Source organism: Streptomyces sp. HSG2, from assembly GCF_016598575.1.
GTDB lineage: Bacteria > Actinomycetota > Actinomycetes > Streptomycetales > Streptomycetaceae > Streptomyces.
In genome coordinates, this window is the sequence record NZ_CP066801.1 from 4070105 (window position 1) to 4088885 (window position 18781).

At 70.7% G+C, this 18781-nt stretch carries 17 protein-coding genes and 1 riboswitch; of the genes, 13 read left to right on the forward strand and 4 right to left on the reverse strand.

Annotation, left to right across the window (positions count from 1 at the left end; all coding sequences use genetic code 11):
• Nucleotides 1-21 precede the first annotated feature (21 nt).
• Nucleotides 22-1401: a cysteine desulfurase/sulfurtransferase TusA family protein gene (locus JEK78_RS17590; RefSeq protein ID WP_200260629.1), complete on the reverse strand. Its 1380-nt coding sequence runs from the start codon at nucleotides 1399-1401 to the stop codon at nucleotides 22-24.
• A 354-nt stretch (nucleotides 1402-1755) separates the two neighbouring features.
• Here JEK78_RS17590 and coxB point away from each other — a divergent pair, with 354 nt between their 5' ends.
• From coxB to JEK78_RS17610, 4 genes are all read left to right on the forward strand, one after another.
• Nucleotides 1756-2718 carry a cytochrome c oxidase subunit II gene (coxB, locus tag JEK78_RS17595; protein ID WP_200260631.1) on the forward strand — a complete coding sequence of 321 codons (963 nt, stop codon included), beginning with the start codon at nucleotides 1756-1758 and terminating at the stop codon, nucleotides 2716-2718.
• A complete protein-coding gene (ctaD, locus tag JEK78_RS17600; RefSeq protein WP_200260634.1) occupies nucleotides 2715-4448 on the forward strand; it encodes a cytochrome c oxidase subunit I in 1734 nt (577 codons plus the stop codon). Before coxB ends, ctaD begins: the two co-directional genes overlap by 4 nt.
• Nucleotides 4445-4843, forward strand: coding sequence for a cytochrome c oxidase subunit 4 (locus tag JEK78_RS17605; RefSeq protein ID WP_200260637.1), 399 nt, complete (start codon nucleotides 4445-4447; stop codon nucleotides 4841-4843). Before ctaD ends, JEK78_RS17605 begins: the two co-directional genes overlap by 4 nt.
• A 185-nt stretch (nucleotides 4844-5028) precedes the next feature.
• Nucleotides 5029-6300 carry an Ig-like domain-containing protein gene (locus tag JEK78_RS17610; protein WP_200260641.1) on the forward strand — a complete coding sequence of 424 codons (1272 nt, stop codon included), beginning with the start codon at nucleotides 5029-5031 and terminating at the stop codon, nucleotides 6298-6300.
• A gap of 86 nt (nucleotides 6301-6386) precedes the next feature.
• On the opposite strand, the gene JEK78_RS17615 is transcribed toward JEK78_RS17610, so the two are convergent.
• Nucleotides 6387-6788, reverse strand: coding sequence for a hypothetical protein (locus JEK78_RS17615; RefSeq protein ID WP_200260643.1), 402 nt, complete (start codon nucleotides 6786-6788; stop codon nucleotides 6387-6389).
• Between the two features lie 144 nt (nucleotides 6789-6932).
• Here JEK78_RS17615 and JEK78_RS17620 point away from each other — a divergent pair, with 144 nt between their 5' ends.
• The 6 genes from JEK78_RS17620 to JEK78_RS17645 all read left to right on the forward strand — a co-directional run bounded on the left by JEK78_RS17620 (nucleotide 6933) and on the right by JEK78_RS17645 (nucleotide 14339).
• Nucleotides 6933-7553 carry a heme-copper oxidase subunit III gene (locus JEK78_RS17620; protein ID WP_200260644.1) on the forward strand — a complete coding sequence of 207 codons (621 nt, stop codon included), beginning with the start codon at nucleotides 6933-6935 and terminating at the stop codon, nucleotides 7551-7553.
• 65 nt (nucleotides 7554-7618) lie between these two features.
• On the forward strand, nucleotides 7619-8428 hold the full coding sequence (locus JEK78_RS17625; RefSeq protein WP_200260646.1) for a c-type cytochrome: 810 nt from the start codon (nucleotides 7619-7621) through the stop codon (nucleotides 8426-8428).
• The gene (locus tag JEK78_RS17630) at nucleotides 8425-9495 is read left to right on the forward strand and encodes a Rieske 2Fe-2S domain-containing protein (protein ID WP_200260648.1); all 1071 of its coding nucleotides are present in this window, start codon (nucleotides 8425-8427) and stop codon (nucleotides 9493-9495) included. The genes JEK78_RS17625 and JEK78_RS17630 overlap by 4 nt, the downstream gene beginning before the upstream one ends.
• Nucleotides 9492-11153 (forward strand): cytochrome bc complex cytochrome b subunit, encoded by a 1662-nt coding sequence (locus JEK78_RS17635; RefSeq protein WP_200260650.1) that lies wholly within the window; start codon nucleotides 9492-9494, stop codon nucleotides 11151-11153. The genes JEK78_RS17630 and JEK78_RS17635 overlap by 4 nt, the downstream gene beginning before the upstream one ends.
• A gap of 158 nt (nucleotides 11154-11311) precedes the next feature.
• Complete coding sequence (trpD, locus tag JEK78_RS17640) at nucleotides 11312-12376, forward strand: anthranilate phosphoribosyltransferase (protein ID WP_200260652.1); 1065 nt, start codon at nucleotides 11312-11314, stop codon at nucleotides 12374-12376.
• Between the two features lie 101 nt (nucleotides 12377-12477).
• Nucleotides 12478-12594: riboswitch (SAM riboswitch) on the forward strand.
• Between the two features lie 305 nt (nucleotides 12595-12899).
• Complete coding sequence (locus JEK78_RS17645) at nucleotides 12900-14339, forward strand: aminotransferase class V-fold PLP-dependent enzyme (RefSeq protein ID WP_200260654.1); 1440 nt, start codon at nucleotides 12900-12902, stop codon at nucleotides 14337-14339.
• A gap of 93 nt (nucleotides 14340-14432) precedes the next feature.
• On the opposite strand, the gene JEK78_RS17650 is transcribed toward JEK78_RS17645, so the two are convergent.
• Entirely contained in the window at nucleotides 14433-14714 is a 282-nt protein-coding gene (locus tag JEK78_RS17650; protein WP_200260657.1) for an Lrp/AsnC ligand binding domain-containing protein, read from the reverse strand.
• 36 nt (nucleotides 14715-14750) lie between these two features.
• On the reverse strand, nucleotides 14751-15611 hold the full coding sequence (locus JEK78_RS17655; protein WP_200260660.1) for a rhomboid family intramembrane serine protease: 861 nt from the start codon (nucleotides 15609-15611) through the stop codon (nucleotides 14751-14753).
• Between the two features lie 153 nt (nucleotides 15612-15764).
• On the opposite strand from JEK78_RS17655, the gene JEK78_RS17660 reads away from it, so the two are divergent.
• From JEK78_RS17660 to JEK78_RS17670, 3 genes are all read left to right on the forward strand, one after another.
• A complete protein-coding gene (locus JEK78_RS17660; RefSeq protein ID WP_200260663.1) occupies nucleotides 15765-16004 on the forward strand; it encodes a hypothetical protein in 240 nt (79 codons plus the stop codon).
• 75 nt (nucleotides 16005-16079) lie between these two features.
• Nucleotides 16080-17423, forward strand: coding sequence for an NYN domain-containing protein (locus JEK78_RS17665; protein WP_200260666.1), 1344 nt, complete (start codon nucleotides 16080-16082; stop codon nucleotides 17421-17423).
• A gap of 231 nt (nucleotides 17424-17654) precedes the next feature.
• Nucleotides 17655-18764, forward strand: coding sequence for an NlpC/P60 family protein (locus tag JEK78_RS17670; protein ID WP_200260669.1), 1110 nt, complete (start codon nucleotides 17655-17657; stop codon nucleotides 18762-18764).
• Nucleotides 18765-18781 lie beyond the last annotated feature (17 nt).

Consider the following 18781-nt stretch of genomic DNA (forward strand, 5'->3'; position numbering starts at 1 on the left):
CCGGCGCGCCCGGACCACGCCCTACCGCACCCGACGGACCAGATAGGCCGTCCCCGACGTCGCCGGCTCCTCACCCAGGTACTCCTGGCCACGCATCTCGCACCACGCGGGAATGTCCAACCGGGCCGCCTCGTCGTCGGCCAGAACCCGCACCGTGCCTCCCACCGCCACCCCGTCGACGGCCTTGGCCAGCGCGATGACCGGCAGGGGGCACAGCGTGCCGAGGGCGTCCACGACGACCGTGTCCCGCCCGGAGGCGGCCTCGGCGACGCCGCTCGCCCCGAGCTTGTCGCGCACCTCCGCCACCACCCCGGGCAACACCCGCAGGAACCGCTCCACGTCCGCGCCGGACGTCCCCGGCGGCAGCGACACGCGGACGTTCCCCTCGCTGAGCACCCCCATCGCGCGCAGGACGTGGCTGGGCGTCAGGGTGTCGCTCGTGCAGGACGACCCGGAGGAGACCGAGAAGCCCCTCGCGTCCAGTTCCCGGAGCAACGACTCGCCGTCCACGTAGAGACAGGAGAACGTGACGACTCCGGGCAGGCGCCGCTCCGGGTCCCCGACCACCTCCACGTCCGGCACCGTCTCGGGCACCCGCGCGCGGATCAGGGCGGTCAACTCGCGCAACCGCGCCGCCTCGGCTTCGGCCTCGGCGCGCGTCGCCCGCAGCGCCGCCACCGCCGCGACGACGGCCGGGACGTTCTCGAAGCCGGGGGATCGTCCCCGCTCGCGGGGGTCCGCGGGTTCCCGGGAGGCGAACCGTGTCCCCTTGCGGACCACGAGCAGCCCGACCCCGGGCGGTCCACCCCACTTGTGGGCGGAGGCCGTCAGCAGCGACCAGCGCCCGGGCACCCGACCCCAGCCCAGTGACTGGGCCGCGTCCACCAGCAGCGGCACTCCCACCGCTCCGCACGCCTCGGCGACCTCGGCCACCGGCTGCTCGGTGCCGACTTCGTGGTTGGCCGACTGCAGGCAGGCCAGTGCGGTGTCCGGGCGGCAGGCCTCCGCGTAGGAGTCGGGGGCGACCCGTCCCGTCCGGTCGACCGCCACCCGGGTGGCGGTGCCCCCGTCGGCCTCGTGGAACTCCGCCGCGTGAAGAACCGAGGAGTGTTCGACAGCTGACACGATCAGGTGACGTCCCGTTCGTCGGCGCCCCGCCAGGGCGCCCGCCACACCGGTGTGCACCGCGCGCGTGCCGGACGAGGTGAACGCCAACTCGTCGGCCCGGCATCCCACCGCCTCCGCCGCCGCCTCCCGCGCGGCGTCCAAGAGCATGCGGGCGCGTCGTCCCTCGCGGTAGAGGCGGGCCGGGTCCGCCCATCCCTCGTCCAACGCGGCCTCCAGCGCCTGCCGGGCGACGGGGTGCAGGGGTGCGGCCGAAGCGGCGTCGAGATAGACCATGGGCCCACGCTAGCGTCGCGTCGCCCCACCTCCCCGAGTCGGCCCGGCGGGCGGGGCCCGTCGTCCGCGGCGTCCCGCATGACCTCGGCCGGGCGGCACCGGGCCCCGCCCGGGACCCCGTTCGGCCCACCCCCGCCCGGTGAGGCCGGGGTCCCGCGGACCCGTCGTGGCGCCCGGCCGCCAAACCGGGGAACCACCCGAGTCGGTAGGACCCCCTCCCCGCGAACCCCCGAAGGGCGTCGGCTAGGGTTTGGTCCGCATAAACATCCAAACCCCTGCCCGACGCAGGGCGGCGACCGACCAGCGAGAAGGCCGCAGCCGACCGCGCGGGCGAGACTCTCGGGAAGGCGCTACGTGAGTCCCAACGGCTCCGACCGCTCGCCGCGGCGCCCGATGCGGCGGAAGCTGCTGCAGGCACTGACCGCGGGCCTGGTCCTGGCGACCGCCACCGGTTGCACATACGAGGACTTCCCCCGCCTCGGCATGCCCACCCCGACCACGGAAGAGGCTCCGCTGATCCTCTCCCTGTGGCAGGGCTCCTGGGCCGCCGCGCTCGCCGTCGGCGTGCTGGTGTGGGGCCTGATCCTGTGGAGCGTCCTCCTCCACCGGCGCAGCCGCACCAAGGTGGAGGTTCCTCCGCAGACCCGGTACAACATGCCCATCGAGGCCCTGTACACGGTCGTTCCGCTCGTCATCGTCTCGGTGCTGTTCTACTTCACCGCCCGCGATGAGTCCGAGCTCCTGACGCTGGAAGACAAGCCCGACGTCACCGTCAACGTGGTCGGCTTCCAGTGGAGCTGGTGCTTCAACTACATCGAGAACGTCGAAGGATCGACGGGCGACGACGCCCGGGTCGCCGAGGAACTCGACGCGATCCCGGACCGCTTCAAGGCCGACTTCCCGGCCGACGCCGGCGGCGTCTACGACTGCGGCATCCCCGGCACCCGCAACCCGCAGACCGGCAACCCCGGCCCCACCCTGTGGCTCCCCGAGGGCAAGCGCGTCCGCTTCGTGCTCACTTCGCGGGACGTCATCCACTCCTTCTGGGTGGTGCCGTTCCTGATGAAGCAGGACGTCATCCCGGGCCACACCAACGCCTTCGAGGTGACCCCGAACAAGCAGGGCACCTTCCTCGGCAAGTGCGCCGAGCTGTGCGGCGTCGACCACGCTCGGATGCTGTTCAACGTGAAGGTCGTCTCTCCTGAACGCTATGAGCAGCACCTCCGGGACCTCGCTCAGGCAGACCAGGATGGTTACGTCCCCGCCGGCATCGAGCAGTCGAGCCACGAGAAGAACCGGGAGACGAACCAACTGTGAGCATCTCCAACGAACCCCAGCGCGCGGCGGTCGAGGACTCCTACGAGAACGAACTGCCGGTGCGGCCCAAGCGGCCCGGCAACGTCGTGGTCAAGTGGCTCACCACCACCGACCACAAGACCATCGGCACGTTGTACCTGGTCACGTCGTTCGCGTTCTTCTGCCTCGGCGGCGTGATGGCGCTGGTCATGCGCGCCGAGCTGGCCCGGCCCGGCATGCAGATCGTCTCGAACGAGCAGTTCAACCAGGCGTTCACGATGCACGGCACGATCATGCTGCTGATGTTCGCGACGCCGCTGTTCGCCGGTTTCGCGAACTGGATCATGCCGCTCCAGATCGGCGCGCCGGACGTGGCCTTCCCCCGGCTGAACATGTTCGCCTACTGGCTCTACCTGTTCGGCTCGCTGATCGTGGTGGCCGGCTTCCTCACTCCGCAGGGGGCCGCCGACTTCGGGTGGTTCGCCTACTCGCCGCTCTCGGACGCGGTGCACTCGCCGGGTCTCGGCGGTGACCTGTGGATCATGGGCCTGGCCTTCTCCGGCTTCGGTACGATCCTCGGCTCCGTCAACTTCATCACCACGATCATCTGCATGCGCGCGCCCGGCATGACGATGTTCCGGATGCCGATCTTCGTCTGGAACGTGCTGCTCACCGGTGTGCTGGTCCTGCTGGCCTTCCCGGTGCTGGCGGCGGCGCTCTTCGCCCTGGAGGCGGACCGCAAGTTCGGCGCACACATCTTCGACCCGGCCAACGGCGGGGCACTGCTGTGGCAGCACCTGTTCTGGTTCTTCGGCCACCCCGAGGTGTACATCATCGCCCTGCCGTTCTTCGGCATCGTGAGCGAGATCTTCCCGGTCTTCTCCCGGAAGCCGATGTTCGGCTACATGGGGCTGATCGGGGCGACCATCGCCATCGCCGGTCTCTCGGTGACCGTCTGGGCGCACCACATGTACGTCACGGGCGGGGTGTTGCTCCCCTTCTTCTCGTTCATGACCTTCCTCATCGCGGTGCCGACGGGCGTGAAGTTCTTCAACTGGATCGGCACCATGTGGAAGGGCTCACTGTCCTTCGAGACGCCGATGCTGTGGTCGGTGGGCTTCCTGGTCACCTTCCTCTTCGGTGGCCTGACCGGCGTGATCCTGGCATCGCCCCCGATGGACTTCCACGTCTCGGACTCGTACTTCGTGGTGGCCCACTTCCACTACGTGGTCTTCGGCACGGTCGTCTTCGCGATGTTCGCCGGGTTCCACTTCTGGTGGCCGAAGTTCACCGGCAAGCTCCTCGACGAGAGGCTGGGCAAGGTCACCTTCTGGACCCTGTTCGTCGGCTTCCACGGCACGTTCCTGGTCCAGCACTGGCTCGGCGCCGAGGGCATGCCGCGGCGGTACGCGGACTACCTCGCGGCTGACGGCTTCACCGCGCTGAACACCATCTCGACGATCAGTTCCTTCCTGCTCGGTCTGTCGATACTGCCGTTCTTCTACAACATCTGGAAGACGGCCAAGTACGGCAAGCCCGTCGGCGTCGACGACCCGTGGGGCTACGGCCGTTCCCTGGAGTGGGCGACCTCGTGCCCGCCGCCGCGGCACAACTTCCTCACGCTGCCTCGGATCCGCAGCGAATCCCCGGCGTTCGACCTGCACCATCCCGAGATCGCCGCCCTTGACCAGCTGGAGAACGCCGGCCACGGCGAGAAGGCCCTCACCGGCGACAAGGAGGCCGGGAAGTGAAGATCCAGGGCAAGATGTTCATGTGGCTGAGCGCCTTCCTGCTCGTCATGGCCGTGGTCTACGGCGTGTGGTCGAAGGAACCGGTCGGCACCACGGCGCTCTTCCTGTCCTTCGGGCTCGCGATCATGATCGGCTTCTACCTCGGCTTCACGGCCAAGCGAGTCGACGTGGGCGCGCAGGACAACCGTGACGCGGACGTCGCGGACGACTCCGGCGAGGTCGGGTTCTTCAGCCCGCACAGCTGGCAGCCGCTGGCCCTGGCCATCGGCGGCGCGTTCGCCTTCCTGGGTGTGGCCGTCGGCTGGTGGCTGATGTACTTCTCGGCCCCCCTGCTCCTCATCGGGCTCTGGGGCTGGGTCTTCGAGTACTACCGCGGAGAGAATCGCACCCAGTAGCACACTTCGCCGCGCGAACGAGGCCAGGACACTCCGGACGGGGTGTCCTGGCCTCGTTTTTCCCTCTCTCGCCTCCCCGTCCGGCGGTCACCCGTCCCCGTTTCGGCCCAACCACGCGGTCTCCACCGTCACCCGTTCGGACGGCTCAGGGCGCTCTCCGGAAGGGGCGTTCCTAGCGTGAGGGCATGAGCCACCACCTTCGGCACCAGACGCGAGGACGCACCGTCGTCGGCTGCGCGCTGCTGGCCGTCGCCCTCGGCGCGGGCGCCACCGCCTGCGGTTCGGACGACCCGTCGAGCGCGGCCCCGTACGACGCGTCCGACCACATCTCCTTCAACGGACCCGTCGAGGCGGGGCAGAAGGCCGATCCCGACGAGCCACTGGAGATCCTGTCGGAGGACGCCGACGGGCGGATCACCGACGTGACCGCTGTGGACGCGGCCGGTCGCAGGGTGGCCGGTGAACTCTCGGCGGACGGCCTGCGCTGGCACAGCACGGCCCCGCTGGCCGCCGGTGCCCGGTACACGATCCGGGTGAGCACCGAGAACGGCGACGGTGAACGTGGGCGCAAGGTCCTGGCCTTCGAGACCGGCGAGCCCGACGAGCAGAAGCGCCTGAAGGTGACGTTCGGACCGGGGGCGGGGACCTACGGTGTGGGTCAGCCGCTGACCGCCGAGTTGAGCCGTCCCATCGAGGACCCGGCGCAGCGCCGCGTGGTGGAGAGGTCCCTCAAGGTGGAATCCACGCCCGCCGTGGAGGGCGCCTGGTACTGGGTGGACGACGAGAAGCTCCACTACCGACCGAAGGAGTACTGGCCCGCCCAGGCCACGATACGGGCCACCAGCGCCCTGCACGGTATCAAGATCGGTGACCGGCTCTGGGGCGCTCGGGTGAAGCCACTGGAAATCCGTACAGGCGAGCGAGTGATAGCGGTCACCGACGCGGCGTCACACACGATGACGGTGTACCGGAACGACGAGGCCGTGCGGGAGATACCGGTCACGGCGGGCAAGCCCGGATTCGAGACGCGCAACGGCGTCAAGGTCGTGCTCGGCAAGGAGTCCTTCGTCCGGATGCGCAGCAGCACGGTGGGCATAGCCGAGGGCTCCTCCGAGTCCTACGACCTGCCCGTTCACTTCGCGACCCGGGTCACCTGGAGCGGCGAGTACGTGCACGCCGCCCCCTGGTCGGCCGGGTCCCACGGATACGCCAATGTCAGCCACGGCTGCGTCGGCATGAGCACCGCCAACGCCAAGTGGTTCTTCGACACGGTGCGCGAGGGTGACCTGGTGGAGGTCGTCAACTCCGACGGCGACTCGATGGAGCCCTTCGGCAACGGCTTCGGAGACTGGAACGTGGACTGGGGAGAGTGGCGCTCGGGGAGCGCGCTGACCGGCAACCTGCCGAACCTCGTCGCCTCCGGAGAGTCGGCCCGGCTCCGGCCCGGCTCCGCGTGACACCGGGTCGGGCGGCCCGTGTCGCGGCATGCGGCGGCGGGCTCCGGCGCGACGTACGCCGCCGACGGGGGCCCTCCCCGACCGTCTCAGGCGTTCTGCGGCTTCCTGTCCCGGAGCAACGAGGCCAGCGCGCCGGCCGTCTCCACCGGGTCCACCGGTAGCGTGACGGCCGCCTCGGCCCGGCTCCAGGTGGCCAACCAGGCGTCCTGGGGACGACCCATGAGCAGCAGTACCGGAGGACAGCGGAAGACCTCGTCCTTGATCTGACGGCACAGGCCCATTCCGCCCATGGGCGCGGCCTCGCCGTCCAGGACGCAGACGTCCACCCCGCCCCGGTCCAGCTCCGCCACCACGGCCGCGGGGGTCGCGCACTCCAGGAACTCCACCGGTGGGGTGTCCGGCGCCGGCCGCCGTCCCACCGCGAGCCGGACCTGTTCGCGGGTGTGGGAGTCGTCGCTGTAGACCAGGACCGTGGCGGTCGGCTGCATGCTTCCTCCGGGGCGTCTGCGTCGTGGGGACGGGCCGCTGGGCCGGATACTACTCCCTCGGACACCACGTCAGCACCGGTGTCGACCGGCGAGACACTCCGAACGGCACCCCCCGGGGTGAGGGCGGGATAAGCGACCGACATAATGTCGGTCGTGGCGACAGCAACGACAGTAGATACCGGGCACGCGCACCCGTCGGTCAACCGGCCGAACCTCACCAGCGTCGGAACCATCATCTGGCTGAGTTCCGAGCTGATGTTCTTCGCGGCCCTCTTCGCGATGTACTTCACCCTGCGATCGGTGACCGGCCCGGACTTCTGGTCCGAGCAGGCCGAGGCGTTGAACCTCCCGTTCGCCGCGACGAACACCACCATCCTGGTGCTCTCCTCGCTCACCTGTCAGCTCGGCGTGTTCGCCGCCGAGCGCGGTGACGTGAAGAAGCTCCGGATGTGGTTCGTCGTCACCTTCATCATGGGTGCGATCTTCATCGGCGGTCAGGTGTTCGAGTACACCGAGCTGGTCAAGCACGAGGGCCTCTCGCTCTCGTCCGACCCGTACGGCTCGGTCTTCTATCTGACCACCGGCTTCCACGGCCTGCACGTGACGGGCGGTCTGATCGCCTTCCTGCTGGTCCTCGGGCGCACCTACGCGGCGCGGAGGTTCACCCACGAGCAGGCCACCGCGGCCATCGTCGTGTCCTATTACTGGCACTTCGTCGATGTCGTCTGGATCGGCCTGTTCGCCACGATCTACCTGATCAAGTAGTCGCGGCCCGCTCCCGCACACATCCAGAAGCACCGACGCAGAAGATCCTGACACCGGGGTAATCCGTGAAAAAGCTCTCCGCACGACGACGCCACCCGCTGGCGGCCATCGTCGTCCTACTCCTCGCGCTGGCATGCACCGGGGGGCTCTACGCCGTGTTCGCGCCCGCGGACAAGGCGCGGGCCGACGAGACGCCTCAGTCCCTCACCATCGATGAGGGCAAGAAGCTCTACGCCGTCGGCTGCGCCAGTTGTCACGGCACCGACGGTCAGGGCACGATCGGCAACCCCAGCCTCGTGGGCGTGGGCGCCGCGGCCGTCGACTTCCAGGTCGGCACCGGTCGGATGCCCGCCCAGCAGCCGGGGCCCCAGCTGCCCGCCAAGCCGGTCATCTACTCCCAGGCGGAGATCGACCAGCTCGCCGCGTACATCGCCTCGCTGGGCGCCGGTCCCGCCATCCCGACCGAGGAGCAGTACGGTCCCGAGGGCGCGGACATCGCCGAGGGTGGCAACCTCTTCCGCACCAACTGCGCGCAGTGCCACAACTTCACGGGCAAGGGCGGCGCCCTGACGCACGGGAAGTACGCTCCGGCGCTGGACGGGGTGGACCCGAAGCACATCTACGAGGCCATGCAGACCGGCCCTCAGCAGATGCCGTCCTTCCCCGACACCACGCTGACCGAGCAGAACAAGAAGGACGTCATCGCGTACCTCGACGCGGTCAACAGCAGTGAGACGGTCTCCCCGGGCGGCATGTCCCTGGGCGGCCTCGGGCCGGTCGCGGAGGGCCTCTTCGGCTGGATCTTCGTCCTCGGTTCCTGCGTCGCCGTCGCCGTGTGGGTCGCCGCCCGGACCGCAAAGGCCAAGAAGTCATGAGTAGCCAAGACATTCCCGAAGAGAACCTGCCCGCCGGGCGGTCCGCAGGAGACGACGAGGCCCACTCCGGCCTCGGCGTCGCGGACGACAAGCACCCGTTCGCCGACCCGGGGCTGCCGCCCCACGAGCACCGCGTCCAGGACATCGACGAGCGGGCCGCCAAGCGCTCCGAGCGCACCGTGGCACTCCTGTTCACGATCTCGATGCTGGCCACCGTCGGCTTCATCGCCTCCTTCGTGGCGATCCCGCACGACAAGCCGATCTACGTCTGGCCGCTCGGCCACATCAACGCGCTGAACTTCGCCTTGGGGCTGACCCTGGGCGCGGCCCTGTTCTGCATCGGCGCCGGCGCCGTGCACTGGGGACGCACGTTGATGTCGGACGAGGAGATCGCCGACGAGCGCCACCCGATCGCCGCGTCGCCCGAGGTCCGTGAGAAGGTCTTCGCCGACTTCGCCCAGGGCGCCAAGGAGTCCGGACTCGGTCGGCGCAAGTTGATCCGCAACACCATGTTCGGTGCCCTCACGCTGGTGCCGCTCTCCGGTGTCGTCCTGCTGCGCGACCTCGGTCCGCTGCCCGAGGACAAGCTGCGCCACACGCTCTGGTCCCGGGGCAAGCTGCTCATCAACCAGAACACCCACGAGCCGCTGCGGCCCTCCGACATCGCCGTCGGCTCCCTGACCTTCGCCCAGCCCGAGGGGTTGGACGAGCACGACCACGGCTTCCTCAACGAGATCGCGAAGGCCGCGCTGATGATCGTCCGGCTCCAGCCGGAGGACATCAAGGACCAGCGCGAGCTGGAGTGGTCCCACGAGGGCATCGTGGCCTACTCGAAGATCTGCACCCACGTCGGTTGCCCGGTCTCGCTGTACGAGCAGCAGACGCACCACGTGCTCTGCCCCTGCCACCAGTCCACCTTCGACCTCGCCGACGGTGCCCGCGTGATCTTCGGTCCCGCCGGCCACGCCCTGCCGCAGCTGCGCATCGGCGTGAACGACGAGGGCTACCTCGAGGCGCTCGGCGACTTCGAAGAGCCCGTCGGTCCTTCCTTCTGGGAGCGCGGATGAGCACTACACCGAACGCACCGAGCACCCCGGCGGGGGACGCTGCGAGCCGCCCCCGCGGGAAGGCGCCGGCCGGCGAGCGCGTCGCCGACTGGGCGGACGGCCGACTGGGGATCTTCACCCTGGCCAAGGCCAACATGCGCAAGATCTTCCCGGACCACTGGTCCTTCATGTTGGGCGAGATCTGCCTCTACAGCTTCCTCATCATCATCCTCACGGGTGTGTACCTGACCCTGTTCTTCCACCCCTCGATGAACGAGGTGGAGTACCACGGCAGCTACATCCCCATGCAGGGCCAGCTGATGAGCGAGGCCTACAAGTCGACGCTGGACATCAGCTTCGACATCCGCGGTGGCCTGCTCATCCGGCAGATCCACCACTGGGCGGCGATCGTCTTCATCGCCGGCATGTTCGTGCACATGATGCGCGTCTTCTTCACCGGCGCCTTCCGCAAGCCGCGCGAGATCAACTGGCTGTTCGGCTTCCTGCTGTTCGTGCTGGGCATGTTCACCGGGTTCACCGGCTACTCGCTCCCCGACGACCTGCTCTCCGGCACGGGTGTCCGCTTCACCCAGGGCGCGATCCTGTCGGTGCCGATCGTCGGCACGTACATCTCGATGTTCCTCTTCGGCGGCGAATTCCCCGGAGACGACTTCATCGCGCGGTTCTACTCGATCCACATCCTGCTCCTGCCGGGCATCATGCTGGGCCTCGTGGTGGCCCACCTGATCCTCGTCGTCTACCACAAGCACACGCAGTACGCGGGCCCCGGCAAGAACAACAAGAACGTCGTCGGCATGCCCCTGCTGCCGGTGTACATGGCGAAGGCCGGAGGCTTCTTCTTCCTGGTCTTCGGACTGATCGCGGCCTTCTCGGCGATCGCCACGGTCAACCCCATCTGGAACCTCGGCCCCTACCGGCCGGACCTGGTCTCCACCGGCGCGCAGCCCGACTGGTACATGGGCTTCGCCGAGGGTCTGGTGCGCGCCATGCCCGGCTGGGAGATCAACTTCTGGGGCCACACGTTGGCACTCGGCGTGTTCATCCCGCTGGTGATCTTCGGTCTGTTCCTCGGCGTCATCGCGCTCTACCCGTTCATCGAGTCCTGGGTGACCGGCGACAAGCGCGAGCACCACATCCTGGACCGCCCGCGCAACGCCCCGACCCGGACCGGCTTCGGCGTCGCCTGGGTCACCGCCTACATGATCATGCTGATCGGCGGCGGCAACGACCTGGTGGCCACCCACTTCGATCTGTCGATCAACGCGGTCACCTGGTTCGTCCGGATCGGGTTCTTCGCCGGGCCGGTCATCGCCTTCGTGGTCACCAAGCGGATCTGCCTCGGCCTCCAGCGCCGGGACCGGGACAAGGTGCTGCACGGTCGCGAGACGGGCATCATCAAGCGTCTGCCGCACGGCGAGTTCATCGAGGTCCACGAACCGCTCAGCCAGGAGGCCCTGCACAACCTCACGGCCCACGAGCAGTACCCGCCCGCGCGGATCGAGCCCGAGGTCGACGAGAACGGCGTCCGCCGCAAGGTCAAGAGCTCCGAGAAGCTCCGGGCCAAGCTCAGCAACGCCTATTACGGCAAGGGCAACCAGATCCCCAAGCCCACCGTCGAGGAGTACGAGGAGATCACCAGCGGTCACGGCCACCACTGATTCCCCGCGTCGCCACAGAAGCCGAGGGCCCCGTCCGGTCACAGGACGGGGCCCTCGGCCCTTCGCGGAGTGGATAGGGTGGACCCCGTACGGCGGAACCGGTCACCCCGGCGCCCCCGGCCCCGTCCCACCCCCCGAACCCATCCAGGAGCGGCCCGATGAGCGCTGTGACCCCCGCCGGAGGCGACACCGCGGCGGGCCGTTCCTGGCCCGTCCTGCTCGACGGCCTGCTCGCCGGCAGGGACCTCACGGCGGAGGACACCGCTTGGGCGATGGATCTGATCATGCGCGGTGAGGCCACCGACGCGCAGATCGCCGGGTTCGCCGTGGCGCTGCGGGCCAAGGGCGAGACCGTCGGGGAGATCACCGGACTGGTCCGGGCCATGTACCGGCACGCCCATGTGATCGAGGTCCCGGGGGAGACGGTCGACATCGTCGGCACGGGAGGCGACGGCGCGCGCACCGTCAACATCTCCACCATGGCGGCGATCGTCGTCGCCGGCACCGGGGCGCGGGTCGTCAAGCACGGCAACCGCGCCGCGTCGTCGGCGTCGGGCGCCTCCGACGTCCTGGAGAAGCTCGGTGTCGATCTGGACCTGACGCCGGCCCGCGTCGCGGAGGTCGCCCGGGAGATCGGGATCACCTTCTGTTTCGCGGTGAGGTTCCATCCCGCGCTGCGGCACGTGGCGGCGGCACGGAGCCAGCTCGGCGTCCGCACCGTGTTCAACTTCCTCGGCCCGCTGACCAATCCGGCCCGGGTGCGGGCGCAGGCCGTCGGCGTCGCCGACCCGCGGATGGCCCCGATCATCGCGGGGGTCCTCGCCGAACGCGGCAGCTCCGCCTTGGTCTTCCGGGGCGACGACGGCCTCGACGAGCTGACCACCACGGCCACCTCCCGGATCTGGGAGGTCCGCGACGGCCGGGTGGTCGAGCGGGCCTTCGATCCGCGGTCGGTCGGGCTCGACCTGGTGCCGGTCGACGCCCTGCGCGGCGCCGACGCCTCCTACAACGCGGACGTGGCCCGCCGACTGCTGAACGGCGAACGGGGTCCGGTACGCGACGCGGTCCTGCTGAACTCGGCCGCGGCGCTGGTGGCGTTGGAGAGGGCCGAGGGACCTCTGACAGATCGGCTGCGGGCCGGGATGGCCCGGGCGGCCGAGGCGGTCGACTCGGGGGCGGCCCGACGCGTCCTGGAGCGCTGGGTGGCGTCCGGCGGCGCCTGACCGACCCGCCGCGGGCCGAGCCGCCCTCCCGGTGACCGGATCCGTTCCGCCATCCGGACCCGGGTTGCGACACATCGCCCGTTCGCGTAATTTCCCCTCCAGGTCAAGAGCGACAGTCGAAAGGCCCCGGCCGGCTGTCCGGCAACCCTCCGTCCGTGGCGGGGTGCCCCGGGTGAAGACCGGGTCGCGGGCAGCGAGGTCCGCGACAAGCGCGGACCCCTCGCACGCCGGTGACGGCGTGGGGCCAGGGGTCCTGGTCGTTCGAGGGAGTTCTCATGAGCCGGCGAATGCGCTAGGGCGTGCCGCGGACGTGGCGTCCGCACCGCCCGCGTGGGTCGTGGTGTCCGCCCGCCCGCCCGTGCCGTCCCGTCGCCACGTCACCCCACCGCCGGGCGACGCCCGACGGGCGGGACGCCCGCACCACGCCCGGGGCCGTGACGCTCCGCCATCAGTCTCCCCTCCCGCCACCGTGCTCGACCAGACGTCGTTCGCGCGGGGGCTCGTGCCGCACAGGAGTACCCCCATGCCCGCCACCGCCACTGCCACCGCCGTCGCCCCCGTCTCGACCACCGCCGACCGAGAGCTGTCCTCCCCCCTGCCCGTTCTCGGTCTCGACGTGAGCGTGCCGCTCGTCACCGGCGGGGAAGTCGCCTACGCCGCACTCGACTACGCCGCGAGCGCCCCCGTGCTGCGACGGGTGTGGGACGACGTCGCCGCCTACGCCCCCTACTACGGCAGTGTGCACCGAGGTGCCGGGTACCTGTCCCGGCTGTCCACCGACCTCTTCGAGGAGTCCCGCCGGACCGTCGGGGCCTTCCTCGACTGTCGCGACGACGACCAGGTGGTCTTCACCCGATCCACCACCGACAGCCTCAACCTGCTCGCCGCCGCGCTCCCGGCGGGGTGCCGAGTCTACGTCTTCGAGACCGAGCACCACGCCTCCCTCTTGGCGTGGCGGGGCGCCGACGTCACCTACCTCGACGCCCCCCGCGGCCCTCGGGAGGCCGTCGAGACCCTGAGCGAGGCGCTCGCCCACCGGAACCGCGACCGTCCGGCGCTGGTCTGCGTCACCGGGGCCTCGAACGTGACGGGAGAGTTGTGGCCGGTACGCGAACTCGCCGCCGCGGCACGGGAGCACGGCGCCCGCACCGTGCTCGACGCGGCGCAGCTCGCCCCGCACCACCCGGTCTCACTGCGGGAACTCGACGTGGACTGGGTGGCCCTGTCGGGCCACAAGCTCCACGCTCCGTTCGGGTCCGGTGTCCTGGCGGGCCGAGCCGACTGGCTGCGCGCGGCCGAACCCCACCTCGCCGGCGGCGGCGCCAGCCGGAGCGTCGTGCGGCGACCCGACGGCGCGGTGGACGTCACCTGGCACGACGACGCCGCCCGGCACGAGGCCGGCTCGCCCAACGTCATCGGGGCCTACGCCCTCGCCTCGGCCTGCCGCGCGCTCGGGGAGGCCGGGCTCGAGACGCTGGCCGCTCGCGAGCGAGGCCTGATCGACATCGTGCGGGAGGGCCTGGCCGACGTCCCCGAGGTGCGGTTCCTGTCGCTCTTCGGGGACGACGCTCCGCGCGTCGGGGTGCTGTCCTTCGTCGTCGACGGCTGGGACGGCTCCCACTTCGCAGCCGCCCTCTCCGCCGAGCACGGGATCGGGGTACGGGACGGTCTCTTCTGCGCACACCCGCTGGTGCGGGTCCTGCTCGGCGGTGGCTCCGGCACGCCCGGGGGCTGCGGGAGCGAGGTCGCGCCGGGCGAGGAGCGCCTCGGGGCCGTCCGCGTCAGCTTCGGCGCGGGCACGCCCGTGGAGCACGTGGAACGGTTCGTGACCGCCACGCGCGAATTGGTGCGGAACGGCGCGCGGTGGACCTACCGGAACGAGGGGGGACGCCCCGTGCCGGGACCCGCCGCGCGCCGAGCGGCCCCGGCCGGGGCCCGGGCGCCGCGACAGCCGATCTCGTGACCCAGATCTCCGGCTCAAGCCCCGCCGACGACCCCGGTCCGCCCGGTGCGCGGACTCCGCCCGCGCGCCCGCGGGTGCCGGGACCCGGCGAGGTCAGCCGTCCAGACCGATCGAGAACGCCGCCTCCAGATCGTGCTGGGAGTACGTCCGGAACGCCACGTGGGTGTCCGTGCCCAGGACACCGGGGATCTTGCTGATCCGCCCGGGGATGACGTCGGCCAACTCCTCGTGTTCCCCGACCCGGACCATGGCGATCAGGTCGTGGCCGCCTGTCACGGAGAAGACCTCGCTGACGCTCTCCAGCGAGGCGATCTCCTCCGCGATCTCGGGGATCCGGTCCACGGTTGTCTTGATGAGGACGATCGCGGTGATCACGGTGGGTGCTCCTCGGGTTCGGCGCTCGGGTGCTGTTCACTCTAGACCCGGGTCGGTCCTCTGCTCGCCCCTCGGGGTGCCGGGCCGGGCCTCCGGCGCCTCTCCCGGTCCCGGGTGGGTTCCGGTGCGTCGGCCCCGACCGCCCGCCGCACCCCCGCTCGCCCCCGCGTCGACCGTCGGCGCGGGGGTCGATCGTCCGAAGCGGGCCCAGGCGTAGAGGAATCCCAGGGTGAAGCCCACCACGTGGGCGAGGTAGGCCACTCCCGGCCCCTCGCCCGTGCGTCCGAGCGCCAGCCACTGCAGCGCCGCCCAGAAGGGCAGGACCACCCACGCGGGGAAGCGCAGGGGCAGGAAGAACAGGAACGGCAGGAGACTGGTCACCCGGGCTCTCGGGAAGAGGTACAGGAAGGCGCCGAGGACGGCGGAGATCGCCCCGGACGCCCCGACCAGAGCCTGTCGTGAGTCGTGGTGGGCCACCGCGTAGCCGACCAGCGCGAGGTAGCCGCAGCCGGCGGCGAAGAGCAGGAACTGCCCGCGACCCATCCGCTCCTCGGTCATCGTCCCGAAGACGCGCAGGAACAGCATGTTTCCGAGCAGGTGAACCCAGCTCGCGTGCGCGAAGAGCGCGGTGACCGGCGTGAGCAGCGCACGCGGCGCGTGCGAGAAGAGATCGGCGGGGACCACGCCCCACCGGCGGAACCAGGCGTTCCGGGCGGCCTCCAGTTCGTCCCCCGTCCCCCACAGAGGGTTGAGTCCGGCCGCCGGGCCGACCAGGAAGACCAGGCAGCACGCGGCGATCAGTCCGTACGTCACCACGGCCGCGGCCGGTTCGTCGGAAGGGCGCGGCGAGGCCGCCCCGGCCCGTCGGACCCGGGACGAGCGCCATTCACGGATCATGGGTACAGATCATGACCGACCCCCGTGCCCGGGATCGGGTGCCTCGCCGCCGGACCGGAGGGCGTCGACCGTCCGACAGGGCCTAGGGTGGCGAGCCACGCGCGCCGGGACGTCCGGGGCGTCGCCGACCCGGGAAGAAGGCGGAAAGCCACGATGACAGTTCCCCTGCCGACCGCCACGACGCGCTGGCGCTGCACGTTGTGCGGCAACCTCACGCGGTTCGACGTCACCCGGTCCTCACGGGTCGTGGAGTACGTCCATCTGGACCTCGCCGGCGAGCCGAAGGTCGAGGAGCGCCGGGTGGTGAGTGAGACCATCGAGTCCGTGCGGTGCCGTTGGTGCGACGCCGCGGACCGGGTGGAACTGGTGGACAGGCCGGGTCCCGCGTCCTGAGGGCGCGGAACCCGGAGGTCGACCGGCGTACCGTACCGGGACGGCCGGTGGACGTGACGTGGGTTGGGGTGACGGATGGTGGAGACAGAGGGCGGGGGGCCGGAGGGCGGCGCCGCCGAGGTGCTCGACCGTCCCTTGCCCGACGGCGTGCGGCGTCGCGTCGTCGGGATCGTCGCCGACGGCTTCGGTGGACTGAGCCCTGCCGAACTGCCCACGCAGCTACGCCAGTACGCTCGTTTCACGCCGAATCGTCGGGTCAAGTTCGCGGGCAACGCCATGGCCGCCGCCGTGGAGACCGACCCCGCCTTCCGGCAGCGCATCGCCGACCGGCTCCGGCAGACCCAGGCGGAGCTGTCCGGCGCGCTCGACTCGGGCACCCCTCTCCCGGCGGCCGACCCCCTGGACGTGGCCGCGGCGGCCTACGTGTTGCGGCCTCCCGGCTGGGTGAAGCTGGTGGCCGCGGCCGGCGAGGAGGTACTCCGGGCGGATGCCGAACGGGTCGAGGAGGAGGGTCGGGCCGAGCTGGAGCGGCTCCGCGAGGAACTGACGCGTGCGCGGGAACAGGCCAGGGGCGAGGCGGAGCGGCTGCGTGGGGAGCTGGAGGCGGCGCGGAGGGAGACCGACTCCCTGCACCGCCGCTTGCGCTCCGCGCTCAGCGACGTCAAGCGCGGTGAGGCGGCCTTGCGCAAGGCACGGGCAGAGGCGCAGGCCGTGCGGGACGAGGGGCAGGTACGGGCGTCGGCCGCCGAGAGCGAGGCCCGTCGTCTGAAGACGAGACTCGGTGAGGCGGAGGCCGCGTTGGAGGCCGCGCGCCGGGCCTCCCGCGAGGGACGGAGCGTGGAGGACATGCGGGTCCGGCTGCTGCTCGACACCTTGATGGACGCCAGTCAGGGCCTTCGCCGGGAGTTGGCACTCCCGCCGGTCTCGATGAGACCCGCGGAGACCGTGGACGCGGTCGAGCCGGGCCGGATGACCCCGAAGGACATCGCGGCGCGCGCCCTGTCCGAGGGGGATCCGGCGGTTCTCGACCAACTCCTCGCGCTGCCGCAGGCCCACTTGGTGGTGGACGGCTACAACGTGACCAAGACCGGGTATCCGCAGATGCCGCTCGACAAGCAGCGACTTCGGCTGCTCGGTCAGCTCTCCCAGCTCGCGGCGCAGACCGGGGCCGAGATCACCTGCGTCTTCGACGGGGCCGAACTCCTCGCCCCCGTCCTGCTGGCACCGCCGCGCGGGGTGAGGGTGCTCTTCTCCAAACCCGGCGTCACCGCGGACGAGTTGATCCGCCGGCTGGTCCGGGCCGAGCCGCCGGGACGCCCTGTGGTGGTCGCTTCCACGGATCGGGAGGTGGCCGACGGGGTGGCCCGCGCCGGAGCCAGACCGGTGGCCTCGGCGGTGCTTCTGAGGCGTCTTTCCTGACTGTCGGCGGAGCTGCCGGGCGAGGACGCGGCGTACGCCATCTGTCCCCGATGACGGATCGGCGCGACGACCTTCGGTCAGGGTCCGGACACGGCAGGTGAGTTCAAGGTAAAGAATGGCGTGGGCGGCCGGGTTTTCCGGCGGAAGATTTGAACTCACCGCGAGTGGGTCATTAGGGTCGTTGCTCGAACCCGCGAACGGGTGATCACTCACACGAAGGAGTTCGCCTCCGTGGCGTCCCACCGTCGACCCAAGCAGCCCAGCCGCACACGCGTCACCGTGCTCACCACCGCTGCCGCCGCCGCGGTCGCCCTCGGTTCGGGGTCCGCCAACGCCGCGCCCGCCGAGAAGCCGAACAAGGACGAGGTCAAGGCAGAGGTCGACAAGCTGTACCAGGAGGCCGAGCAGGCCACCGAGAAGTACAACGGCGCCAAGGAGAGGCAGGAGAGGCTCCAGGAGGAGATCTCCACCATCCAGGACAATGTCGCTCGCGGCCAGGAAGAGCTCAACGAACTCCGCGACGGGCTCGGGTCGATGGCCAGCGCGCAGTACCGGTCGGGCGGAATCGACCCGTCGGTCCAGCTCTTCCTCTCCGCGGACCCGGACGAGTACCTCGACCGGGCCTCCGCGCTGGACCAGTTGAGCAGTCGACAGGTCGATGCGCTGAAGCGGATCCAGGAAAAGCAGCGGGACCTCGCCCAGCAGCGCTCGGAGGCCGCGGAGAAGCTGGAGGACCTCTCGGCCACCCGCACCGAGCTGGGCGACAAGAAGCAGGAGGTCCAGGGCAAGCTGTCCGCGGCCCAGGAACTGCTCAACACCCTGACCGCCGAGGAGCAGGCGGCGCTCGCCGCCGAGGAGGCACGGGCCTCCCGCACCAGCGAGCGCGAGGCACTGTCCGCCGCCTCCGAGTCCTCCTCCTCCGCCTCCGGCGGAGCCTCGGCCTCCGCTCCCGCGTCCTCCTCGGCCTCCCCCTCGGCGTCCGGCTCGGGACGGGCCGGCGCGGCCTTCGCCGCCGCCCAGGGCAAGGTCGGCACCCCGTACGTCTACGGCGCCACCGGCCCTTCCTCCTTCGACTGCTCCGGCCTGACGTCCTGGGCCTACGGACAGGCGGGGGTGGGCATACCCCGCACCTCCGAGTCCCAGTCCTCCTACGGGACGCGTGTCTCCTCCGTCGGCGACCTCCAGATCGGCGACCTGGTCTTCTTCTTCAACGACCTGCACCACGTCGGGCTCTACGCCGGGAACGGGCAGGTGCTCCACGCTCCCCGGCCCGGCACATCCGTGCGCTACGAGTCGATGGACACCATCGGCGGCCCCTTCATGTGGGGCGTCCGGGTCTGACCGACCCCGGCCGCACC